At 70.1% G+C, this 24,671-nt stretch carries 24 protein-coding genes; 13 read left to right on the forward strand and 11 right to left on the reverse strand.

Annotation, left to right across the window (positions count from 1 at the left end; translation table 11 throughout):
• Nucleotides 1-90: 90 nt before the first annotated feature.
• From DW296_RS07315 to DW296_RS07325, 3 genes are all read left to right on the forward strand, one after another.
• Nucleotides 91-1,545, forward strand: a complete 1,455-nt coding sequence (locus tag DW296_RS07315) for an ABC transporter permease (protein WP_136051692.1) — start codon at nt 91-93, stop codon at nt 1,543-1,545.
• A 47-nt stretch (nt 1,546-1,592) separates the two neighbouring features.
• The gene (locus tag DW296_RS07320; RefSeq protein ID WP_136051726.1) at nt 1,593-2,312 is read left to right on the forward strand and encodes an ABC transporter ATP-binding protein; all 720 of its coding nucleotides are present in this window, start codon (nt 1,593-1,595) and stop codon (nt 2,310-2,312) included.
• Nucleotides 2,313-2,388: 76 nt separating this feature from the next.
• Nucleotides 2,389-3,639 carry an FAD-binding oxidoreductase gene (locus DW296_RS07325; RefSeq protein WP_136051693.1) on the forward strand — a complete coding sequence of 417 codons (1,251 nt, stop codon included), beginning with the start codon at nt 2,389-2,391 and terminating at the stop codon, nt 3,637-3,639.
• A 52-nt stretch (nt 3,640-3,691) separates the two neighbouring features.
• On the opposite strand, the gene gndA is transcribed toward DW296_RS07325, so the two are convergent.
• Nucleotides 3,692-5,146: an NADP-dependent phosphogluconate dehydrogenase gene (gene gndA / locus DW296_RS07330; protein ID WP_136051694.1), complete on the reverse strand. Its 1,455-nt coding sequence runs from the start codon at nt 5,144-5,146 to the stop codon at nt 3,692-3,694.
• 163 nt (nt 5,147-5,309) lie between these two features.
• On the opposite strand from gndA, the gene DW296_RS07335 reads away from it, so the two are divergent.
• Together DW296_RS07335 and DW296_RS07340 are read left to right on the forward strand one after the other, a co-directional pair.
• Nucleotides 5,310-6,368 (forward strand): D-2-hydroxyacid dehydrogenase, encoded by a 1,059-nt coding sequence (locus DW296_RS07335; RefSeq protein WP_136051695.1) that lies wholly within the window; start codon nt 5,310-5,312, stop codon nt 6,366-6,368.
• Nucleotides 6,369-6,387: 19 nt separating this feature from the next.
• Nucleotides 6,388-6,912: a gluconokinase gene (locus DW296_RS07340; protein ID WP_136051696.1), complete on the forward strand. Its 525-nt coding sequence runs from the start codon at nt 6,388-6,390 to the stop codon at nt 6,910-6,912.
• Here DW296_RS07340 and DW296_RS16700 read toward each other — a convergent pair.
• Nucleotides 6,897-7,022: a hypothetical protein gene (locus DW296_RS16700; RefSeq protein WP_255218687.1), complete on the reverse strand. Its 126-nt coding sequence runs from the start codon at nt 7,020-7,022 to the stop codon at nt 6,897-6,899. The genes DW296_RS07340 and DW296_RS16700 overlap by 16 nt on opposite strands.
• A gap of 225 nt (nt 7,023-7,247) precedes the next feature.
• Between DW296_RS16700 and DW296_RS07345 the strand changes: the two genes are divergently transcribed.
• Together DW296_RS07345 and pth are read left to right on the forward strand one after the other, a co-directional pair.
• Entirely contained in the window at nt 7,248-7,865 is a 618-nt protein-coding gene (locus DW296_RS07345) for a 50S ribosomal protein L25/general stress protein Ctc (RefSeq protein ID WP_136051697.1), read from the forward strand.
• Between the two features lie 96 nt (nt 7,866-7,961).
• A complete protein-coding gene (gene pth, locus DW296_RS07350) occupies nt 7,962-8,543 on the forward strand; it encodes an aminoacyl-tRNA hydrolase (protein ID WP_136051698.1) in 582 nt (193 codons plus the stop codon).
• 19 nt (nt 8,544-8,562) lie between these two features.
• Here the strand turns inward: pth and DW296_RS07355 are convergent, their stop codons facing one another.
• Nucleotides 8,563-9,204, reverse strand: coding sequence for a hypothetical protein (locus DW296_RS07355; RefSeq protein WP_240743027.1), 642 nt, complete (start codon nt 9,202-9,204; stop codon nt 8,563-8,565).
• Nucleotides 9,205-9,230: 26 nt separating this feature from the next.
• Nucleotides 9,231-10,235, reverse strand: coding sequence for a tryptophan--tRNA ligase (gene trpS / locus DW296_RS07360; RefSeq protein WP_136051699.1), 1,005 nt, complete (start codon nt 10,233-10,235; stop codon nt 9,231-9,233).
• Between the two features lie 62 nt (nt 10,236-10,297).
• Here trpS and DW296_RS07365 point away from each other — a divergent pair, with 62 nt between their 5' ends.
• Nucleotides 10,298-10,963 carry a DUF4166 domain-containing protein gene (locus DW296_RS07365; RefSeq protein WP_240743028.1) on the forward strand — a complete coding sequence of 222 codons (666 nt, stop codon included), beginning with the start codon at nt 10,298-10,300 and terminating at the stop codon, nt 10,961-10,963.
• Here the strand turns inward: DW296_RS07365 and DW296_RS07370 are convergent.
• The 7 genes from DW296_RS07370 to DW296_RS07400 form a co-directional block, all read right to left on the reverse strand.
• Nucleotides 10,957-11,796 carry an exodeoxyribonuclease III gene (locus DW296_RS07370; protein WP_136051701.1) on the reverse strand — a complete coding sequence of 280 codons (840 nt, stop codon included), beginning with the start codon at nt 11,794-11,796 and terminating at the stop codon, nt 10,957-10,959. The genes DW296_RS07365 and DW296_RS07370 overlap by 7 nt on opposite strands.
• Nucleotides 11,797-11,805: 9 nt before the next feature.
• Nucleotides 11,806-13,011 (reverse strand): YihY/virulence factor BrkB family protein, encoded by a 1,206-nt coding sequence (locus tag DW296_RS07375; RefSeq protein ID WP_136051702.1) that lies wholly within the window; start codon nt 13,009-13,011, stop codon nt 11,806-11,808.
• A gap of 132 nt (nt 13,012-13,143) precedes the next feature.
• Entirely contained in the window at nt 13,144-13,911 is a 768-nt protein-coding gene (locus tag DW296_RS07380) for a succinate dehydrogenase iron-sulfur subunit (protein ID WP_025105655.1), read from the reverse strand.
• A gap of 2 nt (nt 13,912-13,913) precedes the next feature.
• Nucleotides 13,914-15,740 carry a succinate dehydrogenase flavoprotein subunit gene (gene sdhA / locus DW296_RS07385; protein WP_136051703.1) on the reverse strand — a complete coding sequence of 609 codons (1,827 nt, stop codon included), beginning with the start codon at nt 15,738-15,740 and terminating at the stop codon, nt 13,914-13,916.
• 19 nt (nt 15,741-15,759) lie between these two features.
• Nucleotides 15,760-16,200 carry a succinate dehydrogenase hydrophobic membrane anchor subunit gene (locus DW296_RS07390; RefSeq protein ID WP_060921490.1) on the reverse strand — a complete coding sequence of 147 codons (441 nt, stop codon included), beginning with the start codon at nt 16,198-16,200 and terminating at the stop codon, nt 15,760-15,762.
• Entirely contained in the window at nt 16,200-16,634 is a 435-nt protein-coding gene (gene sdhC, locus DW296_RS07395; RefSeq protein ID WP_082758508.1) for a succinate dehydrogenase, cytochrome b556 subunit, read from the reverse strand. The genes DW296_RS07390 and sdhC overlap by 1 nt, the downstream gene beginning before the upstream one ends.
• A 151-nt stretch (nt 16,635-16,785) precedes the next feature.
• On the reverse strand, nt 16,786-18,042 hold the full coding sequence (locus DW296_RS07400; RefSeq protein WP_136051704.1) for an FG-GAP-like repeat-containing protein: 1,257 nt from the start codon (nt 18,040-18,042) through the stop codon (nt 16,786-16,788).
• A 35-nt stretch (nt 18,043-18,077) separates the two neighbouring features.
• Between DW296_RS07400 and DW296_RS07405 the strand changes: the two genes are divergently transcribed.
• The 5 genes from DW296_RS07405 (at nt 18,078) to DW296_RS07425 (ending at nt 24,666) form a co-directional block, all read left to right on the forward strand.
• On the forward strand, nt 18,078-19,193 hold the full coding sequence (locus tag DW296_RS07405) for a mannose-1-phosphate guanylyltransferase (RefSeq protein ID WP_060921492.1): 1,116 nt from the start codon (nt 18,078-18,080) through the stop codon (nt 19,191-19,193).
• Between the two features lie 147 nt (nt 19,194-19,340).
• The gene (locus tag DW296_RS07410) at nt 19,341-20,459 is read left to right on the forward strand and encodes a BMP family lipoprotein (protein ID WP_136051705.1); all 1,119 of its coding nucleotides are present in this window, start codon (nt 19,341-19,343) and stop codon (nt 20,457-20,459) included.
• 105 nt (nt 20,460-20,564) lie between these two features.
• Nucleotides 20,565-22,079: an ABC transporter ATP-binding protein gene (locus DW296_RS07415; protein WP_136051706.1), complete on the forward strand. Its 1,515-nt coding sequence runs from the start codon at nt 20,565-20,567 to the stop codon at nt 22,077-22,079.
• Nucleotides 22,076-23,383, forward strand: a complete 1,308-nt coding sequence (locus tag DW296_RS07420) for an ABC transporter permease (RefSeq protein WP_205807892.1) — start codon at nt 22,076-22,078, stop codon at nt 23,381-23,383. The genes DW296_RS07415 and DW296_RS07420 overlap by 4 nt, the downstream gene beginning before the upstream one ends.
• Nucleotides 23,383-24,666, forward strand: coding sequence for an ABC transporter permease (locus DW296_RS07425; protein ID WP_082749974.1), 1,284 nt, complete (start codon nt 23,383-23,385; stop codon nt 24,664-24,666). The genes DW296_RS07420 and DW296_RS07425 overlap by 1 nt, the downstream gene beginning before the upstream one ends.
• Nucleotides 24,667-24,671: the final 5 nt, after the last annotated feature.

A 24,671-nucleotide genomic window follows, 5' to 3' on the forward strand; every position in this document is an offset into this window, starting at 1 on the left:
TAGAACCCTCATCATCCGTCCCTCGATTCCGCATAACGGTCGTCCCTAGCGTCGGTTCCGCGCCGCGATCGTCGCGGCGGGAGGAGAGACATGTACGGACGATATCTGCGGCGCGAACTCGCGGGCCGCAAGAAGCAGACGGCGATCGTGGCCATCGGGCTCGCGATCGCGATCGGACTGGTGATCGTGGTGAATGCCCTGACGACCGGTGTGCGCGACGCCCAGACCCAGTCGCTGGCAGCGGTCTACGGAGTGGGGACGGATCTCACCGTCACCGGTGCCGCCGCGGAACCGGGTGACGGGACGGGACCGCGGTTCGAGTTCGACGAGGACGCGGGCGAGAGCGACGGCGAGACCACGACCCTGGAGCAGTCGACCCTGCGCACGGACTTCGGCCGGACGACGCTCGACGCCTCGGTGCTGGACACGGTGGCCGGCACCGACGGCGTCGCGGCCGCGACCGGTGCGCTGAGTCTGACGAACTCGACCTTCTCGGGCGAGCTGCCGAGCGGCGGCTTCGGCGGGCAGGACGGCGCAGAGGGCGGCGAGGCGCCTGCGGAGGGCCAGGCGCCTCCGCAGGGCGGCGGGGGCGGTGCGTTCGGCATCGACTCGTTCACCGTCCTCGGCATCGACCCGTCTGCGACGGAGGTCGGCCCGCTGGCCTCCGCCGAGATCGGCGAGGGGCGTGGGCTGGACGCCGACGACAGCGGAGACCTCGTCGCTCTGGTGGACAGCACGTACGCGGCGACCGAGGACATCGCCGTCGGCGACACCCTGGACGTCGCGGGCTCCGACGTCGAGGTCGTCGGCCTCCTCACGTCGGCGTCTGATGCCGCAGACACCGCGGCGGACGTCTATCTCCCGCTCGACACCGCACAGGAGCTGGCCGGGGTCGAGGACGTGATCTCCACGGTGTACGTGCAGGCGGATTCGGCGTCGTCCATCGACGAGGTGCAGACGGCCCTGGCGGAGGAGCTTCCCGACGCCACCGTCTCCTCGCAGTCCGAGCTCGCCGCGACCGTGTCCGGCTCGCTCTCGAACGCGACGGCGCTCGTCACGAACCTCGGCACCTGGCTGTCGATCATCGTCCTCGCCGTCGCCGTGTTGCTCTCGGTGCTCCTCACCCTCTCCGGCGTCGGCCGCCGCACCCGCGAGTTCGGCACGCTCAAGGCGATGGGGTGGTCGAACGGCCGCGTCGTGCGCCAGGTCGCCGGGGAGTCGATGGTGCAGGGACTCCTCGGAGGAGCAGCAGGTCTCGTGCTCGGCCTCGCCGGGATCCTCATCATCACCGTCGCGCAGCCGACCGTGGCCGCCGGATCCACGGCCGTCGGCGGAGGCCCGGACGGAGGAGGAGGCTTCGGCGGCCCCGGCGGCATGGCCCCGGGCGCGGAGACCGCCGACATCGTGCTGCAGGCACCGCTGACCCCCTGGGTGCTCGTCGCAGCCGTGGGTCTCGCGGTGCTGGGCGGACTCGTCGCCGGCGCCTTCGGAGGCTGGCGGGCGGCGCGACTGAGCCCGGCCGAGGCCCTGCGGTCCGTCGCATGAGCGACGTCGCGAACCACACAGCAGAGAAGGAGACCGAGATGACCACGATGACGGATTCCGAGGCTCGCGTTCCGGCCCCGCCGGCGGCGACCCCGCTGTACCGGGCGGCGGGCGTCACCCGCACCTATACGCGGAGGGGACGGACGGTGACGGCGCTCACCGGCGTCGACCTGGAGATCATGCCCGGCGCCTTCGTCACGATCCAGGGGCCGACCGGAGGGGGCAAGTCGACGCTGCTGCAGCTGCTGGGGGCGCTCGACACCCCGACCTCCGGGACGCTGCAGCTGGACGGCCGTGAACTGTCGTCGGCGTCGCCGTCGGAGCTGGGACGGATCCGCGCGCAGGAGATCGGCTTCGTCTTCCAGGGGTTCAACCTGATCCCGACGCTGACGGCGGCGGAGAACGTCGACATGGCGCTGGAGCCGCTGGGCATCGACCGGGCGGAACGACGGACCCGCGTCGCCGCCGCTCTCGCGCACGTCGGCCTGGAGGACCGCGGAGACCATCGCCCCGCGGAGCTGTCCGGCGGACAGCAGCAGCGTGTCGCGATCGCGCGGGCGATCGTCAAGCGCCCCCGGGTGCTGCTCGCGGACGAGCCGACGGGCAACCTCGATGAGAGGATGCGCGACGAGATCCTCGACCTCCTCGAGCGGCTGTGCGCGGAGGGCATCACCATGGTCGTGGTCACGCACGACTCCGCGGTGGCGCGACGCGCGACGAAGCGGCTGCGTCTGACGCAGGGGACGGTGAAAGACATCACCCGATAGCCGGCGGCGCGGGGGAGGGGCGGACGGCGAGCCGCCCCTCTTCCGCGATGTCCGACCCCGGGTCTACCGTGTGCTCATGGTCGACCACGTCGAATCCGCACAGCCCACCGTGCACCGTCCCTCCACCGTCTCCGAGGTCGCCGCACTCGTCCGCGCCGCCGCGCAGGAGGCGGTCCCCCTGACCGTCGTCTCCGGCGGCCACGGGCCCTGGTCCCACGCCCCCGCACCCGGTCTGCGTCTCGAACTCGGGGAGCTCTCCTCGATCGAGGTCGACGGCACGGTCGTGCGCATCGGCGGCGGTGCCGTCTGGGGCGACGTCGCGACAGCCCTCGCCGGCCACGGCCTCGCGCTGAGCTCCGGCGACACGGCCAGCGTCGGCGTCGGCGGTCTCACCCTCGGCGGCGGCGTCGGCTGGATGGTGCGGGCCTGGGGCCTCGCCGTCGATCAGCTGATCGGCGCCCAGGTCGTCACCGCGAGCGGAGACGTAGTGGAGGTGTCGGCCACGCAGCATCCCGACCTGTTCTGGGCGCTGCGCGGCGGTGGCGGCAACTTCGGCGTCGTCACCCGTTTCGATTTCGAGGCGCATCGCCTGCCGGGGATCGCGCTGGCCGAGTCCGTCATCGAAGGCGACGCGACGGCCGTGCTCCGGGCCGCGCGTGAACTCCTCCGCGACGCCCCGCGCGAACTGACCGTCACGTACATGGACGTGCCGCCCATGGACCCGAGCGCTCCGGCCGGAGCCCGGCTGACCGCCGTGTGGGCCGGGCCCGACCCGGAGGCGCTGCGTGTGGAGCTCGCGCCGATCACCGCCCTCGACGGCGTCACGACGGAGATCACCGAGCCCGCCTACCGGGACATCCTGATGGAGATGCCGCAGCCCGAGGGCGGCGAGGCTCCCGCTCCTCCCGGGTTCCTCGGCGGGAACGGTCTCGTCGCCGACCTCGACGATGAGACGATCGATCGGCTGGTGGCCTATCGGCGGGAGTACCCCGCCTCGGTCGTCTTCCTCCGGTCCCTCGGCGGGGCGTTCGGCGATGTGCCGCAGGGGGAGACGGCCTTCCCGGCGCGCAGCGCCACCTGGTTCGTCATGGCCGGTGCCTTCGACGTCCCCGGGATGCTCGACGAGCAGCAGCGTGAGAAGGCCGCCGCCGATGCGCAGCGGATCGTCGGGGGCCGCCTCGCCGAGTACAGCAACTTCGTCGACCGCGAGCGACCGGACGCGGTGTCCGGGATGTACGACGGCGACGGCTACGCGCGTCTGCGGGCGGTGAAGGCGCAGTGGGACCCGCAGAACGTGTTCCGTCGCAACCACAACATCCTCGCCTGACGCACGAAGGGCCGGGCGCCCTGCGGTGCCCGGCCCCTTCGCAGACCCGAGGTCAGTGCGTGTCTTCGGCTTCGATCTCGGAGCGGTCGCCCGACCACAGCGTGTGGAAGGTGCCCTCCTTGTCGATGCGCTTGTAGGTGTGCGCGCCGAAGAAGTCGCGCTGGCCCTGCACGAGAGCAGCCGGGAGGCGGTCGGCGCGGATGCCGTCGTAGTACGACAGCGACGACGAGAACGCCGGAGCTGGGATGCCGGACTGCGCCGCCGTGACCACCACGCGGCGCCATGCCGCCTGGCCGCGGGTCAGCGCCTCGGCGAAGTACGGAGCCGTCATCAGCACCGGGAGGTCGGGCGTCTCGGCGTAGGCGTCCGCGATCCGGTTCAGGAACTGCGCACGGATGATGCAGCCGCCGCGCCAGATCTTGGAGATCGCACCGAGGTCGATGTTCCAGCCGTACTCAGCGGCACCGGCGCGGATCTCGTCGAAGCCCTGCGAGTAGGCGACGATCTTGGAGGCGTAGAGCGCCAGGCGGACGTCCTCGACGAAGGCCTCGACCTCGTCGGCCGGGACCGTGAACTCCTCGTCCGGGCCAGGAAGCGCCGCGGCGACTGCGCGCTGCTCGGGGTGGGAGGAGAGGGACCGGGCGAACGTAGCCTCGGCGATACCCGAGACCGGAACGCCGAGGGAGAGCGCGGTCTGCACGGTCCAGGCACCGGTGCCCTTCGCGCCGGCCTGGTCCAGGATGACGTCGACGAGCGGCTTGCCGGTGGACGCATCGACCTGCCGCAGCACCTCGGCGGTGATCTCGATGAGGTACGACTCCAGCTCGCCGCGGTTCCACTCGGCGAAGATCTCGGCGATCTCCGCGGGCGTCTTGCCGGTGCCGCGCCGGATGAGGTCGTACGCCTCGGCGATGAGCTGCATGTCGGCGTACTCGATGCCGTTGTGCACCATCTTGACGAAGTGGCCGGCGCCGTCGTGGCCGACGTGCGTCACGCAGGGCTCGCCCTCGGCGACCGCGGCGATGGACTTCAGGATGGGACCGAGCGTGACCCAGGACTCGTCCGAACCGCCCGGCATGATCGAGGGGCCGGTGAGGGCGCCCTCCTCGCCACCGGAGATGCCGGCGCCGACGAAGTTGATCCCGGTCTCGCGGACGGCCTTCTCGCGGCGGATGGTGTCCGGGAAGTAGGCGTTGCCGCCGTCGACGATGATGTCGCCCGGCTCGAAGACCTCGACGAGGGAGTCGATCACGGCGTCGGTCGGAGCTCCGGCCTTGACCATGATGATGGCGGTACGCGGCTTCTGCAGCGAATCGGCGAACTCCTGGTATGTCTTCGCCGGGATGAAGCCCGCCTCGGGATGCTCGTCGAGGAGGGTCTGCGTCTTCTCGTAGCTGCGGTTGAAGATCGCCACGGTGTTGCCCTCGCGACTCGCGAGGTTGCGGGCGAGGTTCGACCCCATGACGGCGAGTCCGACGACTCCGATGTTCGCTGATGCTTCGGGCACGGAAGGCTCCTCGATCGTGAAGAAGGGTTGAGTTCAGCGTATCGCTGTGCAGTGGATCAGGGCTCATCCATGACGCATGGTCGTCATCCTCTACAGCACCCGACAGCAACGAGCCTGCGGACCTCTACGCTGAAGGGAGCACAGGAGCTGGAGGGAGTCGGTCGTGACGGAGTCCGAGAAGAAGGTCCGCGCCGTCGTCGCGGTGCCGTTGGCGGAGGAGCTGTGCGGGCTCATCGAGGAGCTCGAGCCGCGGCTCGAGGTCGTCCACGATGCGGCGCTCGTGCCTCCCATGCGCGGCCCTGCCGACTGGTCCGGGGACCCGGACTTCAACCGGACCCCGGAGCAGCAGCGGGCGTTCGACGACCTCATCGACTCCGCCGACGTCCTCTTCGGCATCCCCGACGTCGACCCTGATGCGCTGGCGCGAACGGTGTCCGCGAACCCGCGGCTGCGGTGGGTCATGACCACGGCGGCCGGCGGTGGCAGCACCGTGAAGGCCGCAGGGCTCGACAGGGCCGATCTCGACCGCATCGTCTTCACCACCAGTGCCGGCGTCCACGGCGGCACCCTCGCCGAGTTCGCCCTCTTCGCGGTGCTTGCCGGGGCGAAGGACCTTCCGCGCCTGCGGACGGACCAGGATCGGCGCGTCTGGCCCGATCGCTGGGAGATGCGCCAAGTCGACGAGATGACCGTGCTGGTGGTGGGGCTCGGCGGCATCGGCGCGGAGTGCGCCCGGCGGTTCCACGCCCTCGGCGCCCGGGTGTGGGGGACCAGTCGCTCCGGTCGCCCGGTCGAGGGCGTCGATCGCCTCATCGCGCTGGACGAACTCGTGGACGCGGTGGGGGAGGTCGACGCGATCGTCGTCACGCTGCCCGGCACGGAGCAGACCAGGCACCTCATCGGCGAGGAGATCCTGCGGGCGGTGAAGCCCGGGGTCATCCTCACCAACGTCGGGCGCGGCAGCGTGGTCGACGAGACGGCGCTGCTCTCCGCGCTCGACGACGGCCGCGTCGGCTTCGCCGGGCTGGATGTCTTCGAGCAGGAGCCGCTGCCCGCCGAGTCCCCGCTATGGGCGCACCCCCGCGTCCTCGTCAGCCCGCACACCGCGGCGCTCAGCTCGAAGGAAGAGGAGCGCATCGCGCGGCGATTCGCCGAGAACGCCACCCGGCTGCTCGACGGACGCGAGTTGCGTGCAGTGGTCGACACGGTCGAGTTCTACTGAGGACCGACGGCAGGCCGGCATGAGCGTGCGCATCGTCGTGATGGGGCCGAGCGGCTCCGGAAAGTCGACGGTGGGTGCGGCGCTGGCCGGGGACCTCGGGGCGCGCTTCGTGGACGGGGACGATCTGCATCCACTCACCAACGTCGAGAAGATGGCAGCGGGGATCGCCCTCGACGACGACGACCGGATGCCGTGGCTGCGGGTGGTCGGACGGACGCTCGCCGCCGAGACGCACATCGTCGTCGCGTGCTCCGCGCTGCGGCGGCGCTACCGGGATGAGATCCGGGGGGAAGCGCCGGACGCCGTCTTCGTCGAGCTCGGCGTGGCACGGGAGACGCTCGCACGGCGGCTGGGCGGTCGATCCGACCACTTCATGCCGGTCTCGCTGCTCGATTCCCAGCTCGACGCGTGGGAACCGCTGAGGGACGACGAGTCCGGGGTCCGGGTCGATGCCGCGCTCCCGCTGGCGCAGGAAGTGACGGCGATCCGGAAGGCGCTCACCGCGGTGACGAGAGCGCCGGGGGACGATCAGTCCTTGCGGTAGCCCGAGCGGCCGAGGGAGAACAGGGCGGCGCCGGTCGCGACGGCGGCGCACAGCGACATGGCGCCGATCACCCAGAGGAGGACGTGAGAGAGGAACGCGGCGTCGAGCATGGGGGTACTCCGAATTTCTGCAGAGGGGACCGGTGTCCTCAGCCTATCGGGTCATCCGGTACCATGGAGGCGTACCTCGGCGAGGGACGCTTCTGCGCGTGCGCGGACGTCCGTGATCGACGCGGCGAAGCAAGCCCGGTGGCTTTCCTCACGCGTCCGCGTTCGAGTCCACAATTCCAAGACCACCGCGCGGCGCCTTCGCTGCGTGCCCCGAAGGAGAACGTCATGTCTGAAGACAACACGGTCCACGCCGAGCTGCGCAGCAGCTTCGGCAAGGGCTTCGCCCGTCGTCTGCGCGCCGCCGGCAAGATCCCCGCGGTCATCTACGGCCACGGCACCGAACCCGTCCACGTCGCCCTGCCGGGCCACCAGGTCTCCCTGATCATCCGTCGCGCCAACGCGCTGCTCGACCTCGACATCGAGGGCACCTCGCAGCTCGCCCTCGTCAAGGACGTGCAGAAGGACCCGGTGCACCAGATCATCGAGCACATCGACCTCCTGGTCGTGAAGAAGGGCGAGAAGGTCGCCATCGACGTCCCCGTCGTCGTGACCGGCGAGCCGGCTCCCGGCACCATCGTCAACCTCGACGCCACGACCATCCAGGTCGAGGCCGAGGCCACGCACATCCCCGAGAACATCGAGGTCTCGGTCGAGGGTCTCGAGGAGGGCGCGCACATCACCGCCGCCGACGTCACCCTCCCGAAGGGCTCGACGCTCCTCACCGACGCCGAGGTCCTCGTGGTCGCCATCTCCGTCCCGGCCGCTCCGGCCGAGGACGAGGAGACCGAGGGCGAGTCCGCCGAGGGTGCCGCCGAGGCGTCCGAGGAGGCCGCCGCGGAGTGATCTCCGCCTGCTTCATCACGGAGGGGACGCGATCGGATCGCGTCCCCTCCGTCGTATCCTGACCGGGGCGACGGCTCCGGCGAGAGAGGACGAGGAATGGCAGCGACCTGGCTCGTGGTCGGTCTCGGCAACCCCGGACCCCGCTATGAGGCGACCCGCCACAACATCGGCCAGATGGTCGTCGACGAACTCGCGGCCCGGCGCGGCGAGAGCTTCCGGGAGCACAAGGGCGGTGCGCGCGTCGTCGAGACCTGGTTCCGCCCCGGCGCCGACAAGCTCGTGCTCGCGAAGCCGAACACGTTCATGAACGTCTCGGGCACACCCGTCGCCGCCCTCGCGCGGTTCTACTCCGTCCCTCTCGACCACGTCGTCGTCGTGCACGATGAGCTCGACATCCCGTTCGACACGGTCAAGCTCAAGACCGGAGGAGGGCATGGCGGGCACAACGGCGTCCGCGACATCGCGCGAGCGCTCACGAGCCCGGACTTCCCCCGGGTGCGCGTGGGCATCGGTCGCCCGGTGGGGCGTCAGGACCCGGCCGACTGGGTGCTCTCCCCGTTCGGCAAGGACGAGCGCGCCAACTTGCCGCTGCTCGTGGGGGACGCGGCGGATGCGGTCGAGCTCCTCGTCGACGAAGGGCTGCTCGCCGCACAGCAGAAGCACCACGCCCCTCGCTGAGGACGCTGCGCGCCGCGTGTCAGGTCGTGAAGGTGGCGTACCCCGCCGCGCCGCCGACGGCGAAAGCGGTGAAGACGGCGACGAAGAAGATGATCGCGCCGAGCACGGCGACGATGAGCGCGGCGATGCCCGCTCCGCGCCCCTGCTTCCTGCGGATCGCGATGATCCCCAGCACGATCGCGGCGATGCCGAGCACCGTCCCGGCCCAGAAGGACAGCTCCGTCCACAGCACCTGGTCGCGCGCGGGGGACAGGAACCCGAGATCGCCCGTGGAGCCGCTGAAGCCCTGCGGGATGCGGTGGCCGACCTCGAACGCGCTGATGCCGCCGATGATCGGCATGACGACGGCCGCGAGGATCGAGAGGCCGAGAGCGAGCAGGCCGAGGAACCCCGAGGGCTTCGGTGCGGCGTCCGGAGCGGTGTACGTGCCGGACGGGGCCGCGTAGCCGCCCACGGGCACCTGATACGCCCCGGGAGGCGCGGCGGGGGGTGCCGGCTGGCCGTATCCGCCGGCGGGCGCGTACGGTGCCGGAGGAGCCGGCGGTGCCGACGGGTACGCGGGCGGCGGGACCGCACCGGATGCCGGCTCCTGAGGGACCGAGGTCGCCGGGGGGAGGGGCGGCATCGCGCCGGGGGGAGGGGGCAGCTGCGGATCGGTCACGATGTCATCCTAGGGTCGGCCGTGGCTCATACGCGGCGCAGCAGCCCGACCCGGTCGTAGACGTCGGACAGGGTCCGGTCGGCGACGGCGTCGGCGCGGGAGGCGTTCTCGGCGAGGATCCGGTCGAGCTCCGCCGGGTCGTCGAGGAGTTCGAGAGCACGGTCGCGCACCGGTGCGAACTCCTCCACGACGACCTCGGCGAGGCCCTTCTTGAAATCGCCGTAGCCGCGGCCCGCGTACTCGTCCTCGATCGCGGGGATCTGGCGTCCGGTCAGCGCGGCGTAGATGGTCAGGAGGTTCGAGACGCCGGGCTTGGCCTCGCGATCGAACCGCACGGTGCCCTCGTTGTCGGTCACCGCGCGCATGATCTTCTTCGCCGACTTCGCCGGGTCGTCGAGCATCCACAGCACACCGGCGTCGCTCTCGGCCGACTTCGACATCTTGGCCGTCGGGTTCTGCAGGTCGTAGATCCGTGCGGTCTCCTTCTGGATGACCGGGACCGGCACCGTGAAGGTCTCGCCGAACCGCGAGTTGAAGCGCTCCGCGAGGTCGCGGGTGAGCTCGACGTGCTGCTTCTGGTCGTCGCCGACCGGCACGACGTCGGTCTGGTAGAGCAGGATGTCGGCGGCCATGAGCACCGGATAGGTGAAGAGGCCGACGCTGGTCGCATCGGCGCCGTAGCGGGCCGACTTGTCCTTGAACTGGGTCATCCGTCCGGCCTCGCCGAAGCCGGTGATCGTGCTGAGGATCCAGGCGAGCTCGGCGTGCGCACGGACGTGCGACTGCACGTACAGCGTCGACTGTGACGGCTCGATGCCCGCGGCGATGTACTGCGCGGCGGTCCTGCGGGTCTTCTCGCGCAGCTCGGCCGGGTTCTGGGCGACCGTGAGGGCGTGCAGGTCGACGACGGAGAAGAACGCGTCGTACGAGGTCTGGAGCTCTCGCCACTGCAGGAGCGCGCCGATGTAATTGCCGATCTGGAGGGAGTCGGCGGAGGGCTGCATTCCGGAGTAGAGACGAGGCTTGTTCACCCGTCAATCCTATGCGTCTGCGCGGCGAAGCCCGGCGTCGCCGCATCCCCTACGCTGACGTCATGACGGACGGCATGCCCCTGAGGCGCGGACAGGTGTTCCTCGATGCCCTGGGCGCGGAAGCGGAGCGTCTCCATCCGGAGATCCTCGCGCAGTACCGCGCTCCGGCTCCGGCGGGGCACGCGGAGGGGGTGTTCGCGGTCGCGGGGAGCCGGTTCGGCCGCTGGGCGGCTCTCGCGCGTCCGATCGTGGGACCGGGGCTGCTGGTGCCGACGTCGGGGCGGGACGTGCCGTTCGTCCTCCGCACGATCACGGGGCGTGCGGAGACCGGCCGCGCGACGCTGAACTCCACCCGCGAGTTCCTCTTCCCCGGGCGGACCGCACGGATCGTCGACCGGCTGACGGTGAGCGTGCGGCCGGGACTGGTCCGGAATCTCCTCGGCGCCCGCGGCCGTGTGGAGCTCATCGAGGAGTGCAGTGTGACGGCGGAGGGCTTCCTGCGGATGCGCACCGTCCGGGTCGCCCTGCGGCTGTGCGGTCGGCGGTTCGCCCTGCCCGGTCCGCTCGGGGTGCGCGTGGACCTCGTCGACGGCTGGGACGCCGAGCACCGCCGACGCACGATCGACATGCGCGCCGTGAACCCCGTGCTCGGCACCGTTCTGGAGTACCGCGGATGGTACCGGGAGTCGGAGTCGTCGCCCTCCGAGCGGCCGGAACCGGGTCAGTAGGTGTAGTCGACGACGACCGGCGCGTGGTCGCTCCAGCGCTGGTCGTACGCGGCCGCACGGGCCACGTGGTACGCCTGGACGCGCTCGGCGAGGGCGGGCGTGGCCAGGTGGTAGTCGATGCGCCAGCCCGAGTCGTTGTCGAAGGCCTTCCCGCGCATGGACCACCAGGTGTACGGCCCTTCCACCTCGCCGTGGAAGCGGCGGCCGACGTCGACCCAGCCCAGGCCCGTGCCGACCGAGCCGTCGACGCCGGTGACCGACGTCCCCGCCTCACCGAGGAAGCGATCGAAGTAGGCGCGCTCGCGCGGCAGGAAGCCGGCCTTGGTGCGGTTGCCGCGCCAGTTCTTGATGTCGAGTTCGCGGTGCCCCACGTTGAGGTCGCCGGTGACGAGGGCGAGGGCGCCGTCGGTGTTCAGGCTCGCCAGTCGAGCCTCGAACGCGTCGAGGAACTTCCACTTCTCGTCCTGCTTCGGGGTGTCGGCCTCGCCGGAGTGCACGTAGGCGCTGACGACAGTGAGCGGACGGTCGCCGATCAGGAAGTCGGCTTCGATCCAGCGGCCCTTGGAGTCGAAGTCCTCCGGGCCGAAGTCCGCCCGGGAGGCGAGCGCGGGGAGGCGGCTGGCGATCGCGACGCCCGCGCGCCCCTTGGCCGTGGCCTCGTCGTGCACGAAGGTCCAGCCGGGGAGGGCGGCCTCGATGTGCTCATCCTGCCCTCGCACCTCCTGAAGGGTGAGGATGTCGATGTCTGCGGCGTCCAGCCAGGTGCTCATCCCGTTGCGGGCGGCCGCCCGGATCCCGTTGACGTTGACCGAGGCGATACGCAGGTGAGGCATTCCTCCAGCCTAACGAGCACCGCCGACATCGCGGTTCTGACGGTGGTCGAGCTCCGAGAGCAGGCGCTGCGCGAGAGGGGACGTCGGGGGTGCGGGCGGGGGAGCGGAGGCCTCCAGCCGTGCGACCTCGTCCTCCGCCTCGCGGACGGCGTGCCCGGCCGCCCAGGTCCGGTACCACGGGGCCTCGTCGCGCGCGGCGCGGGCGTCGCGCAGTCGGATCCGTGCCGCGGAGAGCAGCGTGGCGTGCTCGGCCACCCGCCGCTCGGCCTCCGTCGGCAGCAGGAGCGGGAGGTCGCGGTCCTGGGCGGCGACGGCGATCCACGAGGCGGCAACGAGCATGACCACCCCGTTCACCCGGAACCACAGCAGCAGTCCGACGAAGATCGCGAAGGTCGCCAGCAGCGGGTTCGACGGCGTGTAGCTCAACAGGAATCCGACCCCGAACTGCAGCACCGTCATGGCCGCGCCGCCGAGGAGGGCGCCGGGCCAGATGGTGCCCCAGTGCAGCGAGGTGCCGGTGAGGAAGCGCACCATCGCCGCCAGCGCTCCCGTCAGCAGGACGAACGACACCAGGACGGTGCCGATCCGGATGCTGATGTTGAGGCCCTCGGAGCCGGCATCCCAGCCCAGCAGTGACAGCACCCAGCTGAGGACCGCGGCGCTGGCCGAGCTGAGGGCGGAGCCGACGATGAGCGCGACGCCGAAGATCAGGGCGGCGAGCAGGTCGCGCGCCTTGAGGAGGAGGTAGCTGCGCCGGTCGGGCTCGAGACCGAAGATGTCGCGCACGGCCCGCCGCGAGAAGGTCACCCACCCGATCGCGGTCCAGATCACCGTGCCGAGGGCGATGAGACCGGTGATGCCGAGGAACCCGCTGGTGTTCGACGCGATCTCCTGCACCTGCGCGGGGGTGAAGACGCCGCCCTCGTCGAGGATGAGGTTCGGGATGTAGTTGTTGATGATGTCGATGAGGCCGTTCACGGCCTCCTCGCTGCCGCCGAGCCAGAGGCCCGCGATGGCGAACGCGAGGTAGATCGCGGCGAAGATGGCGAAGAGCGCCTGGTAGCTCACCCCGGCGGCGAGCAGGAAGCCGTTGTGCTGCAGGAAGTGCCGCCACACCCGCACCGGGAAGAGGCCGAGGGTGCGCCGGGTCAGCGCGGTCGCGCGCTCGACCGCGACATCGAGGCGACGGTCGGTCGCCGAACCGGGCTCGGACACGCCCCCACCCTACCCAAGCGCGGGCCCCGCCTTCGCGCGCCCTGCCTGCCTCCGCGAGAACAGGCACAGACGCGAGAACAGGCGGCCCCGTCCGGGACCGCCTGTTCTCGTGTGAATGCCTGTGTCGGCGCGTCAGGGACGGCCGCGGAGGACCGCCTGCTTCACCTCGGCGATGGCCTTGGTGACCTCGATGCCCCGGGGGCAGGCCTCGGAGCAGTTGAAGGTCGTGCGGCAGCGCCAGACGCCCTCCTTGTCGTTGAGGATGTCGAGCCGCACGGCGGCGTTGTCGTCGCGCGAGTCGAAGATGAAGCGGTGCGCGTTGACGATCGCGGCCGGGCCGAAGTACTGCCCATCGGTCCAGAACACGGGGCACGACGAGGTGCACGCGGCGCAGAGGATGCACTTCGTGGTGTCGTCGAAGATCTCGCGGTCGGCGATGGACTGCGTGCGCTCCTTGCCCTTCTCCGGCACGGAGTTCGCGACGAGGAACGGCTGCACCTCGCGGTACGACGCGAAGAACGGCTCCATGTCGACGACGAGGTCCTTCTCCAGCGGCAGGCCCTTGATGGCCTCGACGTAGATCGGCTTCGAGATGTCGAGGTCCTTGATCAGCGTCTTGCAGGCCAGGCGGTTGCGGCCGTTGATGCGCATGGCGTCGGAGCCGCAGATGCCGTGCGCGCAGGAGCGGCGGAAGGTCAGCGAGCCGTCGACCTCCCACTTGATCTTGTGCAGGGCGTCGAGCACGCGGTCGGTGGAGTAGAGCTCCACGTCGTAGTCGACCCAGTGCGGCTCGGCGTCGACCTCGGGGTCGAACCGGCGGATGTTGAAGGTGACGATGAAGGACTGGATCCCGGTGTCTTCGGTCGTCTCGGCCGGCGCTTCGGCGATGGCGTTCGACATGCTCAGTACTTCCTCTCCATCGGCGGGTAGTTCAACTCGCCCTTGTCGTTCTTGGTGAAGACGACCGGCTTCCAGTCGAGCTTGATGTGATCGCTCGGGTCGGAGGAGTGCGGGTCGCCCGTGAGGTACGCCATGGTGTGCTTCATGTAGTTGTCGTCGTCGCGCTTCGGGAAGTCGTCGCGCATGTGGCCGCCGCGGCTCTCCTCGCGGTTCTGCGCGGCGTAGACGACGACCTCGGCGATGTCGAGCAGGAAGCCCAGCTCGACGGCCTCGAGCAGGTCGGTGTTGAACCGGTGGCCCTTGTCGTCGACGTGCACGTTCTTGTAGCGCTCGCGGAGCTCCGCGATCACACCGAGGACGTGCTGCAGCGACTCGTGCGTGCGGAACACCTGCGCGCCCTTGTCCATCTCGTCCTGCAGCGTCTTGCGCAGGACCGCGATCCGCTCGGTGCCCTGGTTGTTGCGCAGGCCCTCGAGCATGTCGGAGACGAAGGCGGCGGGGTTCTCCGGCAGCGGGACGAACTCGGCCGTCTTGACGTACTCGACGGCGTTGCGGCCGCTCCGCTTGCCGAACACGTTGATGTCGAGCAGCGAGTTCGTGCCGAGTCGGTTGGCGCCGTGCACCGAGACGCAGGCGCACTCGCCGGCGGCGTAGAGGCCCGGGACGACGGTGTCGTTGTCCGCGAGCACCTCGCCGTTGTTGTTCGTGGGGATGCCGCCCATGGCGTAGTGCGCGGTCGGCATCACGGGGACCGGCTCCACGACCGGGTCGACGCCCAGGTAGGTGCGGGCGAACTCGGTGATGTCGGGGAGCTTGGTCTCCAGCACCTCGGCGCCCAGGTGCGTGCAGTCCAGCAGCACATAGTCCTTGTGAGGGCCGGCGCCGCGTCCCTCCGCGACCTCCTGGACCATGCAGCGCGCGACGATGTCTCGGGGCGCGAGGTCCTTGATCGTCGGGGCGTACCGCTCCATGAAGCGCTCACCCGAGGCGTTGCGCAGGATCGCGCCCTCACCGCGGGCGCCCTCGGTGAGGAGGATGCCGAGGCCGGCGAGGCCGGTCGGGTGGAACTGGAAGAACTCGAGGTCCTCGAGGGGGAGGCCCTTGCGCCACACGATGCCGACGCCGTCGCCCGTGAGGGTGTGCGCGTTGGAGGTGGTCTTGAAGATCTTGCCGAAACCGCCGGTCGCGAAGATCACGGCCTTGGACTGGAAGACGTGCAGCTCGCCCGTGGCGAGGTCGTACGCGACGACGCCCGCGACCTGCGTGGCACCCGCCGCGTCCTTCACAGTGATGAGGTCGAGCACGTAGAACTCGTTGAAGAAGTTGATGCCGAGCTTGACGCAGTTCTGGAACAGCGTCTGCAGGATCATGTGACCGGTGCGGTCGGCGGCGTAGCAGGCGCGGCGGACCGGGGTCTTGCCGTGCTCGGCTGTGTGTCCGCCGAAGCGACGCTGATCGATCTTGCCCTCGGGGGTGCGGTTGAAGGGGAGACCCATGTTCTCGAGGTCGATGACCGCGTCGATGGCCTCCTTCGCGAGGATCTCCGCCGCGTCCTGGTCGACGAGGTAGTCGCCGCCCTTGACGGTGTCGAAGGTGTGCCACTCCCAGGAGTCCTCCTCGACGTTCGCGAGGGCCGCCGCCATGCCGCCCTGCGCGGCACCGGTGTGCGAGCGCGTCGGGTACAGCTTGGAGATCACGGCCGTCTTCGCGCCGGGGCCGGCCTCGATGGCCGCCCGCATCCCGGCGCCGCCGGCGCCCACGATGACGATGTCGAACTGGTGGTAGTGCACGCCGTCACGGACGACGGAATCCTGCGTCTGGGTAGTCACTTCTCGTTTGCCTCTTCTTCTAGCCCTGCGCCTGGCAGGTCTCCCACAGCGTGCTCGACTCGGTCACACCCAGGCACGGGTCGAACGTGAAGACGACCAGGGTGCCGAGGAGGATGAGCAGGCCCGCGGCCAGGCCGAGGGCCCAGACGAGCGCCTTGCGCGCGGTGGGGTTGGTCACGTAGTCGTTCACGATCGTCCGCATGCCGTTGGCACCGTGGATGAGCGCGAGCCAGAGCATCAGCACGTCCCACCACTGCCAGAACGGCGTGGCGAACTTGCCGGCGATGAAGGCGAAGTCGAGGGCGTGGATGCCTTCGCCGACCATGAGGTTGACGAAGAGGTGGCCGAAGATCAGCACGACGAGCACGACGCCCGAGACGCGCATGAAGACCCAGCCCCACTTCTCGAGGTTGATCCCGCGCTGGCGACGGGCGGGAGCGGCGACGGTCTGGGCGGTCATCAGTGTCCTCCTCCGAAGCCGGCGAACGCGAGCATCAGGTGGCGCGGCACGAAGCCGGCCATGATGATGCCCCACACGAGCAGCACGCCCCAGAAGAGCTGGCGCTGGTACTTGGCGCCCTTCGACCAGAAGTCGACGGCGATGATGCGCAGGCCGTTCATGGCGTGGAACACGATGCCCGCCACGAGCACGACCTCGCCGATCGCCATGACCGGGTTCTTGTATGTGCCGATGACAGCGTCGTACGCCTCCGGCGACACCCTGATCAGCGCCGTGTCGAGCACGTGCACCAACAGGAAGAAGAAGATGGCGACTCCGGTGATGCGGTGAAGCACCCACGACCACATGCCTTCGCGACCCCGGTAGAGGGTGCCGCGGGGGGTCTTGGACGTGGTTTCCGAAATCGACGGTGTCAAGCGAGCGCTTGTGGACACGGTCGTCCTCCCTGGATCGATGTGTTTCGGTCGCGTGCGCTGCTTCGTCCACATCTGGCCTGGAGGAGGGTCAGGCACGCCCGATCGGTGTCCATCCTATTCCCGCGCGGAGGCCCCGGGCGACGAAGGCAACCCTAAGTCCGGCGCGTGGTCAGCCGAGCTGCGCGATGCCGTTCCACCCGCTCCCCACCGACCGCGCCGGGAGGAATCCGCCCCGCCCGGTGCCTCCGTACAGCAGGAGCGCGCCTGCCGCGTTCCTGGCGAGGATGTCCTGCGTGCCGTTGCCGTCGAAGTCGCCGGCTCCGGCCAGGGCCGTGAACGATCCCCACCCCTTCCCGATCTGTCGCCCGGGGGCCCAGGAGCCCTTCCCTGTGGTGGCGTAGAGCCAGAGCGTCCCGTCGGCCCGGCGGCCGATGAGGTCGCTGCGGGAGTCGCCGGTGAAATCGCCGGGGCTGAAGACCGCCGTGAAGTTCTGCCATCCGGAGCCGATGCGCGCGCCGCCGGAGAGCCACCCGCCACGGCCGTTCCCCCGGTAGAGGAGGAGCTCTCCCGACGGCGCGCGGGCGATGACGTCCGCGAGGCGGTCGCCGTCGAAGTCCATGCCGCCGATGAGCTGGGTGAACCGCGACCACCCGGTGCCGATCGCGACCGGAGCGGCGAAGCCACCGCGCCCAGTGCCGGAGTAGAGCGACAGCCGGCCGTCCGCCTCCACGCGGGCGATGTCGGGGATGCGATCCCCCGTGAAGTCGCCGAGGGGAGTGAAGGCGCGATCGCCCCAGCCGGGGATGACGGTGGTCGCCGTCCCGAATCGTCCGTTCCCGGTGCCGGGATACAGGCGGAGGTCTCCGGAGGCGGTCCGAGCCAGCACATCGGCCGACCGATCGCCGTTGAGATCGCCGGCACCTCCGGGAAGGGTCTTCACCGGCGAGCCGACGCCGAAGATCTGCACCCAGTAGGTGCGGTAGCAGGAGCCGGTGGCGTAGCCGACTCCCAGCCCGGTGTAGCGGCGGTCGAGGATGTTGGCCTTGTGACCGGGCGACGCCATCCAGCTCGAGACGACCGCGGCGGCGTCCGGCTGTCCGGCCGCGATGTTCTCCCCGCTCGCCGTCCAGCCGAAGGCGGCGACGCGGGCGCTGCGCCAGGCGGAGGAGCTGTGCTCGAAGGTGCACGACGACGCCAGCTGACGTGCCCACTCCGCGGCGGCAGCATCGAGGCCGGGATCGGACACCAGCGCGGGCAGCCCGGCAGCGGTCCGCTGGGCGTTCGTCCGCGCGAACACGTCACCCGCGGGTCCGCCGGCCGCGGAGGCGACGGCGGGAGTGAGGACGAGGACGGCCAGGACGCCGGCGACGACGGCGGCGGCGAGGCGGCGGACGTGGGCGATCGGGGGTCTGCGGGACCGGCTCATGGGTCGACGATAGCGCCGCCGGTACGCTGGCCTGCATGAGCGAGCCGATCGAAGACTTCTACGCGGTCATCCCTGCCGGCGGCATCGGCAGTCGGCTGTGGCCGCTGTCCAGGGCGGACGCCCCGAAGTTCCTGCACGACCTCACCGGCTCCGGCCATTCGCTGCTGCGCGACACATGGGACCGTCTGGAGCCGCTCGCCGGTCCGGACCGGATCGCGGTGGTCACCGGGCGCGCCCATCGTGCGGCGGTGGAGGCCGAGCTGCCCGGTATCGCCGACCTCAACGTCTTCCTGGAGTCGGAGCCCCGCGAATCCGCGGCGGCGATCGGGCTGGCTGCGGCCGTGCTGCACCGGCGCAACCCGGACGTGATCATCGGCTCGTTCAGCGCGGACCACGTCATCCGGGGCACCCGCGTCTTCGAGTTCGCCGTCCGCGACGCGGTCGAGGTCGCGAGGGAGGGTTACATCTGCACGATCGGCATCGCGCCCACGGAGCCGGCGGTCGGCTTCGGCTACATCAAGAAGGGGCCGGAGCTGGTCGTGGAGCGGGCGCGGGAGGCGGCCCTCGTCGAGAGCTTCGTGGAGAAGCCGGATCTGGAGACGGCCAAGGCCTACCTCGCCGAGCGCACGTACCTGTGGAACGCGGGCATGTTCATCGCGAAGGCGAGCGTCCTGCTGGACGAGCTCGCCGCCAACGAGCCCGCGCTGCACGCCGGCCTGCTCGAGCTCGCCGAGGCCTGGGACGACCGGGAGCTCCGCGGGCCCGCCGTCGACCGCATCTGGCCGCGGCTGAAGAAGATCGCGATCGACTATGCCGTCGCGGAGCCGGCGGCACGGCGCGGACGCCTCGCGGTCGTCCCCGGGCACTTCGACTGGGACGACGTGGGGGACTTCGCGTCGCTGACGAAGCTCATCACGAACGGCCGCAAGAACGACCTCGCCGTCCTCGGACCCCGCGCCCGGGTGCTCACCGATGCGGCCAGCGGCATCCTCGTGAGCCAGACCACCCGTGTCATCAGCCTGGTGGGGGTGCAGGACATCGTCGTGGTCGACACCCCCGATGCGCTCCTGGTCACGACGGTCGAGAACGCGCAGCGCGTGAAGGGCGTGGTCGAGTCGCTGAAACTCAACGGACAGGGTGACGTGCTCTGATGAGCACCGCCCCGTGCTCATCGGCAGGGTTGATTTCAGCTTTGTAACCATTGGCCCGGCCGCCCGGGGCCGACGTGCACGAACGTCGAAACACTAGGTAACTTTGATCGATCCGCGATGGCCGCGGGTTCGTTGAGGGAGGCATCCGTGACCATCTCCACCACCAAGAAGCTGCTCGGCGCGACGGTCGCCGCCGGTGTCGTCTTCGCTCTTGCCGGCTGCGGTCAGGCGCCGACCGACGAGTCCGAGGGCGGATCCGCCCCCGTCGACTCCGACTTCAAGCCCTGCCTCATCTCCGACGCCGGCGGCTGGAACGACAAGTCGTTCAACCAGTCGGCCAAGGAGGGCATGGACAGCGCCGCCGACGAGCTCGGCATCAAGCCGCTGGAGTTCGAGTCCGCCAACGACAACGACTACGCGCCGAACCTCGAGACCGCCGTCTCCGAGGGCTGCTCGCTGATCGTCTCGGTCGGCTTCAAGCTGTCCGCCGCCACGGTCGAGTCCGCGCTCGCGAACCCCGAGATCGACTACGCGATCATCGACGACTGGGCCGACAACGACTTCGACGGCACCACCGACGCGCCGAACATCAAGCCCCTCGTCTTCGACACCGCCCAGGCTGCCTACCTCGGCGGCTACGCCGCGGCCGCCTGGTCCGCAGAGGCCGGCGTGAACAAGGTCGGCACCTTCGGCGGCATGCAGATCCCGTCGGTCGCCGTCTTCATGGACGGCTACCAGCTCGGTGTCGAGAAGTACAACGAGGACAAGTCGGCCGACGTCCAGGTCTTCGGTTGGGACGCCGCCACCCAGAAGGGCTCCTTCACGGGCGGCTTCGACGCCAACGACACGGCCAAGCAGACCGCTCAGGGCGTGCTCGACCAGGGTGTCGACGTCATCCTCCCCGTCGGCGGCCCGGTCTACCAGAGCGCCGCAGCGGCGATCAACGACAGCGGCAAGGACACGCTGATGCTCGGCGTCGACAGCGACCTCGCCGTCGCCGACCCCAGCGTCGCCGACATCACGCTCGTCTCGATCATGAAGGCCATCGACGTGGCCGTCCGCGACGCGACGCTCGCGGCCGCCGCCGGCGAGTTCGACCCGGAGCCCTACATCGGCACGCTCGAGAACGAGGGCGTGAAGCTCTCCGGCTTCGGCGACTTCGAGGCGGACCTGCCCGAGGGCCTCACGGACGAGCTGGCCGCTCTCCAGGAGCAGATCATCTCCGGTGACATCACGGTGGAGTCCGAGAACTCTCCCACCCGCTGAGTCGGAGCCGTACCCAGCACGGGGCGAGTGGCGCAGGCTGCCACTCGCCCCGCACTGTGGGCGGCGACGATTCTCCTCGGTGACTCTTCTGGATAAGGTGCAGATATGAAGCTCGAACTTCGCGGCATCACCAAGCGATTCGGCAGCCTCGTGGCGAACGACCACATCGATCTCGTGGTCGAACCCGGTCAGATCCACGCTCTCCTCGGGGAGAACGGCGCAGGCAAGTCGACGCTGATGAACGTTCTCTACGGTCTGTATCAGGCCGACGAGGGCGAGATCCTCCTCGACGACGTCGTGCAGCACTTCCGCGGCCCCGGCGACGCTATGGCCGCCGGCATCGGCATGGTGCACCAGCACTTCATGCTCGTGCCGGTGTTCACGGTGGCCGAGAACGTCATGCTCGGTCACGAGCAGACCAAGGGCCTCGGCATGCTGGACATCGCGAAGGCACGCGAGCACGTGCGCACGGTCGCCGCGCGGTTCGGGTTCGACATCGATCCGGACGCCGTCGTCGGCGACCTGCCGGTGGGCGTGCAGCAGCGCGTCGAGATCATCAAGGCGCTGTCCCGCGACGCCAGGGTCCTCGTCTTCGACGAGCCCACCGCGGTGCTGACGCCGCAGGAGACCGACGAGCTCATGGCCATCATGCGCCAGCTCCGGGACGAGGGCACCGCGATCGTCTTCATCACGCACAAGCTGCGTGAGGTGCGCGAGGTCGCCGACCGCATCACGATCGTCCGGCTCGGACGAGTGGTGGGGGAGGCCTCGCCGACCGCCACCAACGCCGAACTGGCCTCGCTCATGGTCGGCCGCGCGGTCGAGCTGACCGTGCACAAGGAGGCGCCGCGCCTCGGCGAAGGTGGTCTGGAGGTCCGCAACCTCCGGGTGCTCACCTCCACCGGGGCCATCGTCGTCGACGACGTCGACTTCACCGTGCGACCGGGCGAGGTCCTCGCCGTCGCCGGTGTGCAGGGCAACGGCCAGACCGAGCTCGTCGAGGCCATCGTCGGCCTCGCCGCGCGCGTCGAGGGGAACATCATCCTCGACGGCACCGAGCTCGTGGGCAAGAGCGTCCGCGGCATCCTCGACGCGGGTGTCGGGTTCGTGCCGGAGGACCGCACGGAGGACGGCCTCGTCGCCGGATTCTCGGTCGCCGAGAACCTCATCCTCGACCGCTCCGACGACGTCGCCTTCAGCCGGGCCGGGACGCTGCGCCGCGGCGCCCTGGAGGACTTCGCCAAGGAGCGCATCGCGGAGTACGACATCCGCACGCAGGGCCCGTACACCCCCGCCGGCACCCTCTCCGGAGGCAACCAGCAGAAGGTCGTGATCGCGCGCGAGATGAGCCGGGAGCTGCGACTCTTCGTGGCGGCTCAGCCGACCCGCGGGGTCGACGTGGGCTCGATCGAGTTCATCCACAAGCGGATCATCGAGACGCGCGACGCGGGCGTCCCCGTGATCGTCGTCTCGACCGAGCTCGACGAGGTCGCCGCCCTCGCCGACCGGATCGCGGTCATGTACCGCGGCACCATCGTCGGCATCGTCCCCGGTGACACGCCCCGGGAGACACTCGGACTCATGATGGCCGGAGCGGCCGATGCGGAGGTGACCGCGTGAGCGGCGCGACACCCGGTGCAGGAGACGTCACGAAGGGCCTGCCGCCCGAGCAGCTCTCGCCCAGCACGGGCCTCGCGGACGAGGTGCCCCCGGCCCCGCGCGGGAACGTCGTGCTCAAGGAGATACTCCGCGGCAGCGCGGTCACGACGATCCTGGCGATCGTCCTCGCGCTCATCGTCGGCGGCATCCTCATCGCCTTCACCAACGAAGACGTGCAGAAAGCCTCCGGCTACTTCTTCGCCAAGCCGAGCGACACGTTCGTCGCGGCCTGGAACGCGGTCTACAACGGCTACGAGGCGCTGTTCCGCGGAGCGATCTTCAACGCCCGTGGCGCCGACTTCGCCGCGCAGATCCGCCCGCTGACGAACACGCTGGGCTTCGCGGCTCCGCTGATCGCCGCCGGCCTGGGCGTCGCCCTCGCCTTCCGCGTCGGCCTGTTCAACATCGGTGCCCGCGGTCAGATGCTCGTCGGCGTCGCGGTCGCGGCCCTGCTGACGTTCAACCTCGACCTGCCGATCTGGTTCCACCTCCCCGTCACGCTGCTGGCCGGTATCGCCGGCGGTGCGCTCTGGGGCGGCATCGCCGGTCTCATCAAGGCACGCACGGGCGCGCACGAGGTGATCCTCACGATCATGCTCAACTACATCGCGTACTACCTGCTGCTGTGGATGATCCGCACGCCCGGGCTCCTGCAGAAACCGGGGACCAACCAGGCGCTCGGCTCGGCCACGCCGGAGAGCGCGCAGTTCCCGACCCTGCTCGGCCCGCAGTTCCCGCTCCTGGACCTCGGCTTCGTCATCGTGGTCATCGCGACGGTGTTCGTGTGGTGGCTCATCGAGCGCTCCTCGCTGGGTATGCGCATGCGCGCGGTGGGGGAGAACCCGCACGCCGCCCGCGCCGCGGGCATCAGCGTCAAGCGCGTCTACGTCTACGCGATGCTCTTCGCGGGTGCCCTCGCCGGCCTCGCCGGGATGAACCAGCTCCAGGGCGCCGTCACCACCGGGGTCACCGAGACCATCGACGCCGGCATCGGCTTCGACGCCATCACGGTCGCCCTCCTCGGACGCAGCCGCGCGTGGGGGACCTTCGCGGCCGGAATCCTGTTCGGTGCCCTCAAGGCGGGCTCGTTCTCCATGCAGGCGCAGGACATCCCCGTCGACATCGTGCTCGTCGTGCAGTCGCTCGTCGTGCTGTTCATCGCCGCGCCACCGCTGCTGCGCACGGTGTTCTTCCTCCCCAAGTCCGACGCAGAGAAGGCGGCCAAGGCGAGAGCCAAGGCCGCGAAGAAGGCGGTGACGGCATGATGTCGCTCGTGCAGACCGAGGCCGCCGACGGCACGGTGCAGCTCGCCACCGTCCGGGAGCGCCACCTCAAGGCGCCGATCAGCCTCGCGGTCGTCACCGCGCTGCTGGCGGTGCTCTTCCTCGCCGTGCCGCGCAGCGGTATCAGCACCTTCCGGCTCGGCGACCGCACGTCGGCGTTCGAGCTCCCCGACGTGGAGCTTCCCACCGCGCCGACCTTCTGGGTGGTCTTCGCCGTGCTCGTCGTCCTCACGGTCGGGGCCTTCCTCCGGGCATGGACGTACCGTGCGCCGTCGATCTGGCTCATCGTCGCCTATGGCGTGCTCGCCGTCTTCGCGTTCCTCGTCTGGGCCGCCGCCGGGGGCCTCGTCCCCGTCACGAGCCTGCTCTTCGGCGCCGTGTCGCTGTCGGTGCCGCTCGTGTTCGGCGCGCTCGGCGGCGTCATCGGCGAACGGGCCGGTGTCGTCAACGTGGCCATCGAGGGGCAGCTGCTCCTCGGCGCCTTCTCGGCGGCGCTGCTGTCCAGCATCACCGGCAACGCCTTCGTCGGCCTCATCGGCGCCATGATCGGCGGCGTGCTCGTGGCGAGCGTGCTGGCGGCATTCGCCATCAAGTACCTCGTCGAGCAGGTCATCGTCGGTGTCGTGCTCAACGTCCTCGTCACCGGCCTCACCGGCTTCCTCTACGGCGCGCTCCTCGCCCCGAACGAGGCCGAGTTGAACACCCCGGTGCGCTTCTCCCGCATCGAGATCCCGGTGCTGAGCGACATCCCGATCATCGGTCCGGTGCTCTTCAACCAGACCTTCATCGTGTACCTCATGTTCATCACCGTGGCCGTCGTCGCGTGGGGCCTGTACCGCACCAAGTGGGGCCTGCGCCTCCGCGCCGTGGGCGAGCACCCGCAGGCGGCCGACACGGTCGGCATCCGGGTCAACCCGACCCGCTTCTGGAACGTGCTGCTCGCGGGCGCGATCGCCGGCATCGGCGGCGCGTACTTCACGCTCGTCTCGGTCCCGCAGTTCGGCAAGGAGATGACGGCCGGACTCGGCTTCATCGCCCTCGCCGCGGTGATCTTCGGGCGCTGGGACCCGATCCGCGCGACGCTCGCCGCCCTGCTCTTCGGATTCGCGACGAACCTGCAGAACCTGCTCTCGATCCTGAAGACGCCGATCCCCGGTGAGTTCATGCTCATGCTCCCGTACGTGGTCACGCTGCTCGCGGTCGCCGGGTTCGCCGGACAGATCCGCGGCCCTGCCGCCAGCGGCAAGCCGTACATCAAGTCGTAGAACCC

This window comes from Microbacterium sp. K36, from assembly GCF_004794355.1.
Lineage (GTDB): Bacteria > Actinomycetota > Actinomycetes > Actinomycetales > Microbacteriaceae > Microbacterium > Microbacterium paraoxydans_D.

Bases quoted from the DNA above. Each gene is read 5' to 3' on its own strand.
- DW296_RS07315 (WP_136051692.1), top strand. From the start codon at position 91: ATGTACGGACGATATCTGCGGCGCGAACTCGCGGGCCGCAAGAAGCAG.
- DW296_RS07320 (WP_136051726.1), top strand. From the start codon at position 1,593: ATGACGGATTCCGAGGCTCGCGTTCCGGCCCCGCCGGCGGCGACCCCG.
- DW296_RS07325 (WP_136051693.1), top strand. From the start codon at position 2,389: ATGGTCGACCACGTCGAATCCGCACAGCCCACCGTGCACCGTCCCTCC.
- DW296_RS07340 (WP_136051696.1), top strand. From the start codon at position 6,388: ATGAGCGTGCGCATCGTCGTGATGGGGCCGAGCGGCTCCGGAAAGTCG.
- DW296_RS16700 (WP_255218687.1), bottom strand. From the start codon at position 7,022: ATGCTCGACGCCGCGTTCCTCTCTCACGTCCTCCTCTGGGTGATCGGC.
- DW296_RS07345 (WP_136051697.1), top strand. From the start codon at position 7,248: ATGTCTGAAGACAACACGGTCCACGCCGAGCTGCGCAGCAGCTTCGGC.
- pth (WP_136051698.1), top strand. From the start codon at position 7,962: ATGGCAGCGACCTGGCTCGTGGTCGGTCTCGGCAACCCCGGACCCCGC.
- DW296_RS07365 (WP_240743028.1), top strand. From the start codon at position 10,298: ATGACGGACGGCATGCCCCTGAGGCGCGGACAGGTGTTCCTCGATGCC.
- DW296_RS07370 (WP_136051701.1), bottom strand. From the start codon at position 11,796: ATGCCTCACCTGCGTATCGCCTCGGTCAACGTCAACGGGATCCGGGCG.
- DW296_RS07380 (WP_025105655.1), bottom strand. From the start codon at position 13,911: ATGTCGAACGCCATCGCCGAAGCGCCGGCCGAGACGACCGAAGACACC.
- DW296_RS07390 (WP_060921490.1), bottom strand. From the start codon at position 16,200: ATGACCGCCCAGACCGTCGCCGCTCCCGCCCGTCGCCAGCGCGGGATC.
- DW296_RS07400 (WP_136051704.1), bottom strand. From the start codon at position 18,042: ATGAGCCGGTCCCGCAGACCCCCGATCGCCCACGTCCGCCGCCTCGCC.
- DW296_RS07405 (WP_060921492.1), top strand. From the start codon at position 18,078: ATGAGCGAGCCGATCGAAGACTTCTACGCGGTCATCCCTGCCGGCGGC.
- DW296_RS07415 (WP_136051706.1), top strand. From the start codon at position 20,565: ATGAAGCTCGAACTTCGCGGCATCACCAAGCGATTCGGCAGCCTCGTG.
- DW296_RS07425 (WP_082749974.1), top strand. From the start codon at position 23,383: ATGTCGCTCGTGCAGACCGAGGCCGCCGACGGCACGGTGCAGCTCGCC.